Origin of the sequence: Actinomadura sp. 6K520 (genome assembly GCF_004349245.1) — a bacterium.
Taxonomy (GTDB): Bacteria; Actinomycetota; Actinomycetes; order Streptosporangiales; family Streptosporangiaceae; genus Spirillospora.
This window is the reverse complement of sequence record NZ_SMLC01000212.1, coordinates 1-10,677: the sequence shown is the minus strand read 5'-3', so window position 1 is coordinate 10,677 and position 10,677 is coordinate 1. Positions and strand designations below refer to the sequence as shown.

The window sequence follows — 10,677 nt, the reverse complement described above, 5'->3', positions numbered from 1 at the left end:
GAGCACGTCCTCCCCCACCCGCACCGCAGAACCCGACTAACCGATTGCACGCCGACCCGCCGCGTCCCCTACACTTGACCAGGTCGCGTGGCAGCCACACCGCCACGCCCCGGGCCCCCTTCGTCTAGCGGCCTAGGACGCCGCCCTTTCAAGGCGGTAGCGCCGGTTCGAATCCGGTAGGGGGTACCACGCGCATGGCTGCATGATCACTTGCAGCGTCCGCGCCGCCATCCGCGATCACGGCATTCGCCGCACTTCGTTGCGTTTCGGTCGTTTCGGGCGTGATCGTGACCTGGACGTCCACCTGGTTTTCCTCCTTGTCATGACGCATCTCGACGGCGAAGGCGTCCAGCAGCCGCCGCAGCGGCGGCTCAGGTAGCAGGCCGAGGTCGACCGTCCCGGTCGGAAAGTGATTCAGCAGGTCGGGACACGGTGCCGTCAGGTTCGCATCCCGTGTTCGCAGAGGGCGGCTTGCTTGGCCTCCAGGCGGAGGACCATCTACTGGCGCGCATCGCACAGGAGACCTGCTGACCCCAGCGTCCGAACCGTCACAGTGGCGGCCGGACGCCGCCCTCACGCTCGGCGCACGCGCCAAGGCACCACTCGCCTAACTCGCTGGGGAAAAGAGCTGAGGGCGTCTGGATCTTCTGGCGGTCGGCACAGGGCACAGCAGGGACCCCTCGAAGTGCACCGGGACCGCTGCGTACGGCCGGGGCGTGGCCGCGGTGCGGTCGGGCGGGGGCGGGGAGACCTGCGATCACGTCGAGCCGGGGACGTCGACGTTCGTATTTCGTAAGGACTCAAGTCCTTGGTCAGGGTGGCGCCGAGCGGTTGAATCGGACACGTCCATTCCGCGTAGGGAGGTGCCATGACCGGTCCGGTCGCGGTCGCGGGCACGCCTGTGGCATCGAAAGTCGGAATTGCCATAGTGCGTGTCGGCGTGGCCATGATGTGGGTCCAGAACGCGGGGTGGAAGTATCCGCCGGACTTCGGCGAGAAGAACAACGGCGCGCTGTACCGGTTCACGCGCTTGGCGATCGACCACGAGGTGTTCCCGCCGTGGGCGTGGTTCGTCAGGCACGTCGTGCTGCCGAACTACACCTTCTTCGGCTGGGCGACCCTGCTGGTGGAGGCGTCGCTGGGGGCGTTCCTGCTGGTGGGGCTGCTGACGAGGTTCTGGGCCTTGGTGGGCATCGGTCAGTCCCTGGTGATCACGCTGTCGGTGCTGAACGCGCCGAACGAGTGGCACTGGGCGTACTTCCTGATGCTGCTGAGCCATATAGCGCTGCTGGCGACCGCCGCCGGACGCGCCTACGGCATCGACGAACTGTGGCGGCCGATCTGGCAGCGGTCGGACAACTCCGTCGCCCGGATCCTGGTGAGGATGTCATGAGGGCTTCCGATCGCGCCGTGCTGGTCCTCGGGCTGGCCTCGCTGTTCAGCATCGTCTTCACGGCCGCGGACGGGGATCCGTGGGAGATGGTCGCGATGCCGGGCACGGCCGTGGTGATCGCCGCCGTCCTGGGGGTGGCGGCGGGAGTGGCGGGACTGCTGGGTCTGCGCGTTCTGGCGCTCGCCGCGGGCGCCGCCTTCGTGGTGGCCGCCGTGATCGTGCCGGTAGAGCAGTCCCTCGGCGAGCAGTGGATCGAGGGCACCGGGTCGACGTTCTCCCTGTGGCTCGGGCTGGGCGCCGGACTGATGGCGGCGGGGCTCGCCCGCCGCGACGAGGAAGGGGAGAGTCATGGATCTTGAAGACCGGCTGGCGCCGGTTCTGGAAGTCGCGGGCGCCGCGGCGGTCGAGGTCGACGCGACGGGGGCGTTCCCCGACGCGGCGGTCGCGGCGCTGCGCGACTCGGGACTGCTCGGGCTCACCTTGCCCGAGGAGGACGGCGGGCTGGGTGGCGGGCCCGAGGACCTGGTCACCGCGCTGTCATCCGTCGCGGCGGTGTGCGGCTCGACCGCGATGATCTACCTCATGCACGTCACGGCGAGCATGGCGATCGCCGCCGCGCCGCCGCCGGGCCGCCCCGGCCTGCTCGCCCGGCTGGCCGGCGGCACGCTGGCGACGTTGGCACTCAGCGAGGCGGGATCGCGGTCGCACTTCTGGGCCCCGGTCTCCCAGGCCACCGCCGCCGACGGCGGCGTCCACCTCAAAGCGGACAAGAGCTGGGTCACCTCCGCCGGCCACGCCGGCCTCTACGTGGTCTCCACTCTCGCCCCGGCCGGGCAGGGTGAGGGCGCCAGCGACCTGTACGTGGTGGACGCCGGCGCCGACGGCGTGTCAGTCGCGGGCCCGTTTCGGGGGCTGGGCCTGCGCGGCAACGACTCCGGCCCGATGACCTTCGACCTGATCGTCCCCGGCGGCGACCGCCTCGGAGACGCCGGCGGCGGTTTCGACCTGAAGATCCAGGCCGTCATGCCCTGGTTCAACCTCGGCAACGCCGCCGTGTCGCTCGGGCTGGCGCAGGCGGCGGTCGACGCGGCGGTCCGGCACGCGAGCCGGTCCCGGTTCCAGCACACCGGGGACCGCCTGGCCGACCTGCCCACCATCCGCGCCCAGCTCGCGCGCTGCGCCCTGGACCTGGCGTCCACCCGCGCCTATGTCGAGGTCGCCGCGCGCAGTGTGGCCGCCCCCGACGACAGGACGATGCTGCACGTCCTGGGCGTCAAGGCCGCCGCCAACGACGCCGCCCTGCGCATCACCGACACCGCCATGCGGGTCTGCGGCGGCGCGGCGTTCTCCGAGCATCTCCAGCTCGAACGGTTCTTCCGGGACGCCCGCGCCGGGCATGTGATGGCCCCGACCGCCGACGTCCTCTACGACTTCTACGGCAAGGCCATCACCGGCCTGCCGCTGTTCTGAGACCCCCCCACCCGGAGGCCCCCTGTGACCCGACCACTCATCGTCGGAGCCGTCGCCTACACCGCCAACGTCGTCCCCATCTGGGAGGGCATCCGCGACTACTTCGCGGGCAGCGGCGCGGAGATGGACTTCGTGCTCTTCTCCAACTACGGGCGGCAGGTGGACGCGCTCGTCGGCGGGACCATCGACGTCGCCTGGAACACCAACCTCGCCTGGGTCCGGACGGTCATGCAGACCGACGGGGCCTGCCGCGCCCTGGCCATGCGCGACACCGACCTGACCTTCGCCACGGTGCTGGTCGCCCGTAAGGGCGCCGGGCTGCGCGGCCTGGACGACCTGCGCGGGCGTCGGCTGGCGCTCGGATCACGCGACTCGGCCCAGGCCGCGATCCTGCCCGTCCACTTCCTGCGCCAGGCGGGCCTGGACGGCGACGCGGTCGACCTGACGCGCATCGACAGCGACCTCGGCAAGCACGGCGACACCGGCCGCAGCGAACTGGACGCCATCCGCGCCGTGCTCGACGAGAAGGCCGACGCCGCCGCGATCGGCATCACCACCTGGGAGGCGATCGGCCAGGACGAGCTCATGCCGGGAGCGCTGGAGGAGTTCTGGCGCTCACCGGAGTACTGCCACTGCAACTTCACCGCGCTGGACGGTCTTCCCCCCGACCGCAGCGAGCCCTGGGTGGAGCACCTGCTGAAGATGGACTGGGACGTCCCCGAGCACCGGCGCATCCTGGAGATGGAGGGCCTGCGCCGCTGGGTCCGGCCCGACCTCGACGGCTACGCCTCCCTGTTCGACGCGGTCAAGGACCAGGGCATCCCCGCCCACTGGTGAGCCATGTCACGCATCGTATTGGACCTCATCGAACGCATCGGCCCGCTCGCGGCGGGCTCCACGGCCGAGGTGCCGTTCGGCCCCGGCGACGCCGACGTGATCACGGCCTGGTGTGAACGCACCGGCAACCAGGCGGTGAGCATGCGCGGCGGCGTCGCCGTCGTCCGGCGCGGGCGGGAGCCCGGGCCGGTCGCACTCCCTCCCAGGCTGTGGCTCTACACCAACTTCGACTGCAACCTGGCGTGCGACTACTGCTGTTCGCGTTCCTCCCCCAAGGCGCCGCGGCGGGCCCTGGGACGTGACCGGGTGGAACGGATCGCCGCCGAGGCCGCGGCCCTGGAGGTCACCGAACTCTTCCTGACCGGAGGGGAGCCGTTCCTGCTGCCCGACCTGGACGAGATCGCGGGGGCCTGCGCCGCCCGCCTCCCGACCACGCTGCTCACCAACGGGATGCTGCTGCGCGGGCGCCGCCTCGACCTGCTCCGCCGCATGCCCCGTGACGGCCTCGCCCTGCAGATCAGCCTCGACTCGCCCACCCCCGAACGGCATGACCGGCACCGCGGCACCGGCACTTGGGAACGCGCCGTCCACGGGATCCGGACCGCGTCCGCGGAGGGATTCCGTGTCCGTGTCGCCGCCACCGTCGCGGCCGGTGAGAGCGATGCCGCCGAGACCGAGCGGCTCCATGTCTTCCTGGACGAACTCGGAATCCCCGCCGCCGACCGGGTCATCCGCCCGGTCGCCCAGCAGGGATTCGCCGAGGACGGCGTCACCGTCACCCCCGCCTCCGTCATCCCGGAGATGACCATCACCGCCGACGGCGTCTACTGGCACCCCATCGGCGTGGACGACCCGGACCAGTTCGTCACCCGCGAGATCTTCCCGCTCGCCGACGCCCTCGCCGAGGTGAGATCCCGCCACGCCGAATACCGGAACGCCGCAGACGCCGCGGCCCAGCGCTTCCCGTGCGCCTGAACCCACGGCCCCCCGGCAGGCGTCCCACTCCCGGTCTCCCGGCGCCGCAACGCGTCCCAGATCATTGACGGGAGGTGTCGGTGCTGGCGGAAGGCGGGAAGATGGGCCGGGGGGGCGAAGGGCGGTGGAGGTGTCGCGGGCGCTTGGGGTGCTGGGCGCCATACTGAACTGATGCCCCGCCCCGTCCTCCTGCTCGATGTGGATGGCGTCCTCAATCCCTACGGGTCAATGTGCGCGGTGTCCAATCGGTGCGGTGCGATTCGCCGCCTCGCACCTTCTCCTGGAGGCCGGGCGTGCCTAGGTTCGGCGTATGAGCAGCCAGGACAGGACCCTCCCCGCGGTCGGGCGCCTTCAGCAGGAACGGCGCGTCGTCACCGAGATCCCGGGGCCGAACTCGCGGGCGCTGGCCGAGCGCAGGAGGGCCGCCGTCGCCCCGGGTGTCGGCAGCGTCCTGCCGGTGCAGGTGACCGACGCCGGCGGCGGCGTGGTCATGGACGCCGACGGCAACACGTTCATCGACTTCGCCTCCGGCATCGCCGTGACCAGCGTCGGCAACGCCAATCCGCGCGTTGTCGAGCGGGTGAAGGCGCAGGCCGAGCGGTTCACCCACACGTGCTTCATGGTCGCGCCGTACGAGTCGTACGTGGCGGTCTGCGAGAACCTCAACCGGATCACGCCCGGCGACCACGAGAAGCGCTCGATCCTGGTCAACAGCGGTGCCGAGGCCGTGGAGAACGCGGTGAAGATCGCCCGGTACGCGACCGGACGGCAGGCCGTCGTGGTGTTCGACCACGGCTACCACGGCCGGACGCTGCTCACGATGACGCTCACCGCGAAGAACATGCCGTACAAGCACGGTTTCGGCCCGTACGCACCCGAGGTGTACCGGATGCCGCTGGCGTATCCGTATCGCTGGCCGACCGGGCCGGACGACTGCGGCCCCGAGGCGGCGGCGCAGGCGATCGACCAGATCACCAAGCAGATCGGGCCGGAGAATCTCGCGGCCGTGCTGGTCGAGCCGATCCTGGGTGAGGGCGGGTTCATCGAGCCCGCGCCGGGCTTCCTGCCCGCGCTCGCCGAGTTCTGCCGGGCGAGTGGTGCCCTGTTCGTCGCCGACGAGGTCCAGACCGGCTTCGCCCGGACCGGCGACCTGTTCGCATGTGAACACGAGGGGATCGTTCCCGACCTGGTCGCCACCGCGAAGGGCATCGCGGGCGGGCTGCCGCTCGCGGCCGTCACGGGCCGCGCCGAGGTGATGGACGTGGTGCACGGCGGGGGTCTCGGCGGCACCTTTGGCGGCAACCCGCTGGCCTGCGAGGCGGCGCTGGCCGTTCTGGAGGAGATCCTGGAGCGCGACCTGGTCGGGCACGCTCGCCGGATCGGCGGGGTCATGCTGCCTCGGCTGCGCGCGATGGCCGAGCGGTTCCCGGCGATCGGGGACGTGCGCGGGCGCGGCGCGATGGTCGCGATCGAGTTGGTGCGGCCGGGCACCAAGGAGCCCGACTCCGAGCTGACCGCCGAGATCGCGCGCCGCTGCCACGCACGCGGCCTGCTCGTCCTGACCGCGGGGACGTACGGGAACGTGCTGCGCTTCCTCCCGCCGCTGGTCATCCCCGAGCATCTACTGACCGAGGGCCTGGACGTCCTCGAAGAGGCGTTCGCCTGACGACTCCGACCGCGCCCCGCGGATTGTTCGCGCCCGGGCCATGCGGCCCCTGTGGGCCACGCTGTGCCCGGCGGTGTTCAGGCGAGCGTGACGGTGACCGGCATTTCCTTGACGCCGTTGACGAAGTTGGAGCGGACGCGCCGGACCTCCCCCGCCAGGCGGATGTCCGCCAGTCGTGGCAGGAGTTCCTCGAACATGATGCGTATCTCCAGGCGGGCCAATGCGTTGCCCAGGCAGAAGTGGGGGCTGCCCTTGCCGAAGGTGACGTGGTCGTTGGGGGTGCGGGTGACGTCGAAGCGGTAGGGGTCGGCGAAGACGTCCTCGTCGCGGTTGCCGGAGGCGAACCACAGCACGACCTTGTCGCCCTCCTTGATCTGCTTGCCGCGCATCTCGACGTCGCGGGTGGCGGTCCGGCGGAAGTGGTAGACGGGCGAGGCCCAGCGCAGGAACTCCTCCACCGCGGTGGGCATCAGGTCGGGGTTCTCGCGTAGCCGGTCGGCCTCGGCGGGGTGGTCGATGAGCGCACGCATGGAGTGGGTGATGGCGTGCCGGGTGGTCTCGTTGCCGGCCACCACGAGCAGCAGGAAGTAGTTGTCGAAGTCGCGGCGCGACAGCGGCTCGCCGTCGCGCGGGACCTGGTTGACCAGCCTGCTGACCAGGTCGGTGCCGTTCCCGCCGCGCCGCTCGGCGCCCAACTCCCGTCCGTACTCGAAGACCTCCAGCGAGGCGGGGCTGCGGAACGGCAGGTCGCGGTACTGCTCGCTCTCCGCGCTGTGCAGCAGGACGTCGGCGTAGTCGGGGTCGGTGTTGGCGATGATCCGGTTCCCCCAGTCGATGAGCCGCTCGGTGTCGTCCTCGGGGACGTCCAGCATCCGGGCCAGCACGTTGATCGGGAAGTCGGCCGCGACCTCCTTGACGAAGTCGAAGGTGCCCTTGGCCAGCGCGGCGTCCAGTGTGCGGGCGGTCAGGCCGCGCAGGAACGTGGCGTAGCCCGCGACCGCCCGGGGCGTGAACTCGCGTTGCAGCAGGCGGCGCAGCGCCATGTGGCGGGGCCCGTCGATCTCCAGCAGGGAGCGGCGGATGGCCGCCTGGCGTTCGTCCACCTCCTCCAGGTTGACGAAGCGCGTGGAGGTGAAGGTGTCCGGGTCCCGGTCCACCGCGACGATGTCGGCGTGCCGGGTGAGGGACCAGAAACCGCTGCCGCCGTCGGTCTCGGGGTTCCAGTGGACGGGTTCGTTGCGGCGCAGTTCGTCGAACATCCGCCACGGCGTGCGGTGGTCCATGAAGTTGTCGAGGTCGGCGAGGTCGACGGGGAGGGTGTCGGCTGCCAAGGCTGTCTCCTTACAGATGGTGGGCGTACTCGCGGAACTCCCAGTCGGTGACGTACCGCCGGAACCGGGCGATCTCGTCCCGCTTGTAGGCCAGGTAGGAGCCGACGAGGCGTTCACCGAGCACGCCGGTGAGGTCCTCGTCGCCGGCCAGGGCGTCGAGCGCGTCCGTCAGGGTGCCGGGCAGCAGGGCGGCCTTGGCGGTGTCGTAGCCGTAGCCCTCCAGCGGCGGCGGCGCGGTGAGCTTGTCGCGGATGCCCAGGTAGACGGCGGCCACGAGGGCCGCGATGCCGAGGTAGGGGTTGGCTCCGCCGTCGCCGAGCCGCACCTCCAGGCGGGTGGCGCCGCCGCGTTCGGGGGGAACGCGCACCATGGCGCTGCGGTTGTCCAGGCCCCAGTCGATCAGCCAGGGGGCGAGCGTGTCGGGGCCGAAGCGCTTGTAGGAGTTGATGGTCGGGTTGAAGATCGCGGCGAGGGCGGGTGCGTGCGCGATGATGCCGGCGATCGCCTCGTGCGCGGTCTGCGACAGCCCGTCAGGACCCGCGTCATGGCCGTCGAAGACGTTGCGGCCGCTCTCGTCGACGCACGACAGGTGGACGTGGAATCCCGATCCGCCCTCATCGTTGAACGGCTTGGCCATGAACGTGGCCATCCGTCCCTCGTGGCGGGCGATCTCCTTGACGGCCGACTTCAGCCGGAAGGCCCGGTCGGCGGCGTCGAGGGCCTCGGAGTGGTGCAGGTTGACCTCGAACTGGCCGCAGGAGAACTCGTGGTTGCCCATGGTCACGCCGAGCCCGTAGTCGCGCAGGTGCCGCAGAGCGCGCAGCAGGTGCCCGTCGGGGTCCGTCCTGCGGCCGACGGTGTAGACGTTGCCGGGCCCCTCGCCGTAGCGGCGCCATCCGCTGGGCGCGGCCGGGTCGGGCTCGCACAGGAAGTACTCCAGTTCCGGGCCGACGACGGGGGCGAGCCCGAGTTCGGCGAACCGGCCGATGGCGTGCCGCAGGACCTCCCGGGGACCCTCCGCACACGGGGCGGTGCCGTCCGGCTCGTACGCCTCGCCGAGACACTGCGCGACGCCCTTCTCCCACGGGATGGCGGCCAGCGTGGACAGGTCGGGCCGGACGCAGATGTCGGGCAGGCCGGCGTCGATGCCGCCGGCGACCTCCACGACGTCGCCCTGGGGGCTGGTGTGGTAGACGGCGCGGCAGAACGCCAGGCCGTGTTCCATCACGGACGGCAGCCGGTCCACGAGGACGTCGCGGCCCCGGTCGACGCCGATCAGGTCGGGGTAGGAGACCCGTACCACGTCGATGCCGTCGGCGGTCAGCCGTTCGACCACGTCGTGGACGTCCACGGAGCGCTGCGGCACTGGGCTCCCCCTCTGACCGGAGATTCGTTTGGGCACAAACAATATGGGCGGCGCTCTGGCCTGGCAAGAGTCGATCGCGACCGGAGGGCAAAACCTTCACCCGCGAGATGACAGGAGCACACCCTCCGCATATCGTACGGTCCCAAACGATATCGAGGAGGGTTCATGGCACCGGTCCGGGGATTCCTGTATCCGAAGACGGCGACCGGCCGCTCATCGCTGATTCCGAGTCCACCCTGGCACTACTCCGGGGACCTGCTCACCGTGGAGTACCGCACCGACCCGGCGCGCGTCGCCGAGCTGCTCCCCGCCCCCCTCGAACCCGCGGCCGAGGACCCGGGAGCGGTCGCGATCATCTGGGCCGACTGGCAGTCCTGCTCGGAGTCGGCGGAGGAACTGCTCGACCCGGTGCGCGCCCAGTACAAGGAGTGCTTCGTCGTGGTGCGCTGCACGTTCGAGGGGCGCACCTACAGCCGTTGCGTCTACATCTGGGTCGACAAGGACTTCGCCGTCGCGCGGGGGTTGCACCAGGGCTATCCGAAGAAGCTCGGCTCGATCCACCAGACCCGTCCCCACCCGTACGGGCGGGCGGCGCCGCGCATCGGCGCCGGTGGACGTTTCGGCGCGACGCTGGCCGCCGCCGACCGGCGACTGGCCGAGGCCGTGGTCACCCTGCGCGAACCGTCCGAGGGCAACGGGTTCGTCAACGGCCATCCGATGGCCCACCACCGCTTCCTGCCGTCGATCGAGCCGGACGGTCCGGCGGCGCTCAACGAGCTGATCGAGTCGGGTGGCGCCGGCCTGGCGGCCGGGCCCGCCTGGGCTGGCGACGCCGAGCTGCGGCTGTTCGCCTCGCCGACCGAGGAACTGGCCCGTCTCGAAGTCGGCGAGGTGATCGGCGCCTACTACCGCCAGGTCGGCGTCGTCTGGAACGGAGGCAGGCACCTGTGGGACGGCACGGGCGGCCGATGACGCGGATCACGGTGGTCGTACGGGCGTGAACGACAGGGGCGGCGGTAGATTCGATTCCGCCCCACCCGCCGGGGCCGGGCCCCGGGCCCGGCGCCGGAGCCCGCGAGAGGACGCCCGTGACCGGCCACCACACACTGCGCGAGACCGAGCAGGCCATCCAGCGGCGGCTCGGCGACGTTCCGCTGCGGCACGACGCGATGATGGCGGTCTCCAACATCTACCGGGCGGCCGCCGCGATCCGCCAGCACTTCGAGAGCTCCGTGCTGCGTTCGGCCGACCTCACCTGGACGTCGTTCGTCGTCCTGTGGGTGGTGTGGATCTGGGGCGAGATGGAGACCCGCCACGTCGCGGAGGAGGCCGGCATCTCCAAGGGCACGCTCACCGGGGTGGCCAAGACGCTGGAGGGACGCGGCCTGATGGAGCGCGGCCCACATGACACCGACGGACGCCTGGTCGTCCTCCGGCTCACCGACAAGGGCCAGGAGCTGATGGAGCACCTGTTCCCCCGGTTCAACGCCGAGGAGGCGTTCGTCGTCGAAAGGCTCGACCAGGCGCAGAACAGGTCGCTGACACAGCTCCTCGGCACGATCGTCGAGCACCTGGAAAGCGAGGGCGAAACGCGCCGGGACACCCTCCGCGGCGGCGCCCCGCCCCCGCCCCGCCGCTC

11 protein-coding genes and 1 tRNA gene are annotated in these 10,677 nt (G+C 71.1%); 10 read left to right on the top strand and 2 right to left on the bottom strand.

Annotated elements, in window-relative coordinates:
* Window positions 1-113 precede the first annotated feature (113 nt).
* The 8 genes from E1289_RS33045 (at window position 114) to gabT (ending at window position 6,341) form a co-directional block, all read left to right on the top strand.
* A tRNA-Glu gene (locus E1289_RS33045) sits at window positions 114-189 on the top strand.
* Window positions 190-202: 13 nt separating this feature from the next.
* The gene (locus E1289_RS38580) at window positions 203-379 is read left to right on the top strand and encodes a hypothetical protein (protein WP_165970707.1); all 177 of its coding nucleotides are present in this window, start codon (window positions 203-205) and stop codon (window positions 377-379) included.
* Between the two features lie 567 nt (window positions 380-946).
* A complete protein-coding gene (locus tag E1289_RS33040) occupies window positions 947-1,393 on the top strand; it encodes a DoxX family protein (RefSeq protein WP_243713308.1) in 447 nt (148 codons plus the stop codon).
* Window positions 1,390-1,752 carry a hypothetical protein gene (locus tag E1289_RS33035; RefSeq protein ID WP_131987314.1) on the top strand — a complete coding sequence of 121 codons (363 nt, stop codon included), beginning with the start codon at window positions 1,390-1,392 and terminating at the stop codon, window positions 1,750-1,752. The genes E1289_RS33040 and E1289_RS33035 overlap by 4 nt, the downstream gene beginning before the upstream one ends.
* Complete coding sequence (locus E1289_RS33030) at window positions 1,742-2,863, top strand: acyl-CoA dehydrogenase family protein (RefSeq protein ID WP_131987312.1); 1,122 nt, start codon at window positions 1,742-1,744, stop codon at window positions 2,861-2,863. Before E1289_RS33035 ends, E1289_RS33030 begins: the two co-directional genes overlap by 11 nt.
* A gap of 24 nt (window positions 2,864-2,887) precedes the next feature.
* Window positions 2,888-3,700, top strand: coding sequence for a PhnD/SsuA/transferrin family substrate-binding protein (locus tag E1289_RS33025; protein WP_131987310.1), 813 nt, complete (start codon window positions 2,888-2,890; stop codon window positions 3,698-3,700).
* Window positions 3,701-3,703: 3 nt separating this feature from the next.
* Complete coding sequence (locus E1289_RS33020; RefSeq protein ID WP_131987308.1) at window positions 3,704-4,675, top strand: radical SAM protein; 972 nt, start codon at window positions 3,704-3,706, stop codon at window positions 4,673-4,675.
* 310 nt (window positions 4,676-4,985) lie between these two features.
* Complete coding sequence (gene gabT, locus E1289_RS33015; RefSeq protein ID WP_131987306.1) at window positions 4,986-6,341, top strand: 4-aminobutyrate--2-oxoglutarate transaminase; 1,356 nt, start codon at window positions 4,986-4,988, stop codon at window positions 6,339-6,341.
* Window positions 6,342-6,418: 77 nt separating this feature from the next.
* Here the strand turns inward: gabT and E1289_RS33010 are convergent, their stop codons facing one another.
* Together E1289_RS33010 and E1289_RS33005 are read right to left on the bottom strand one after the other, a co-directional pair.
* Window positions 6,419-7,672: a cytochrome P450 gene (locus tag E1289_RS33010; RefSeq protein WP_243713307.1), complete on the bottom strand. Its 1,254-nt coding sequence runs from the start codon at window positions 7,670-7,672 to the stop codon at window positions 6,419-6,421.
* 10 nt (window positions 7,673-7,682) lie between these two features.
* Window positions 7,683-9,038 carry a glutamine synthetase family protein gene (locus E1289_RS33005; RefSeq protein ID WP_131987304.1) on the bottom strand — a complete coding sequence of 452 codons (1,356 nt, stop codon included), beginning with the start codon at window positions 9,036-9,038 and terminating at the stop codon, window positions 7,683-7,685.
* Window positions 9,039-9,203: 165 nt separating this feature from the next.
* On the opposite strand from E1289_RS33005, the gene E1289_RS33000 reads away from it, so the two are divergent.
* Together E1289_RS33000 and E1289_RS32995 are read left to right on the top strand one after the other, a co-directional pair.
* Complete coding sequence (locus E1289_RS33000) at window positions 9,204-10,010, top strand: acetoacetate decarboxylase family protein (RefSeq protein ID WP_131987302.1); 807 nt, start codon at window positions 9,204-9,206, stop codon at window positions 10,008-10,010.
* A 116-nt stretch (window positions 10,011-10,126) separates the two neighbouring features.
* The coding region (locus tag E1289_RS32995; RefSeq protein ID WP_131987300.1) for a MarR family transcriptional regulator at window positions 10,127-10,677 on the top strand (551 nt) is incomplete at its 3' end.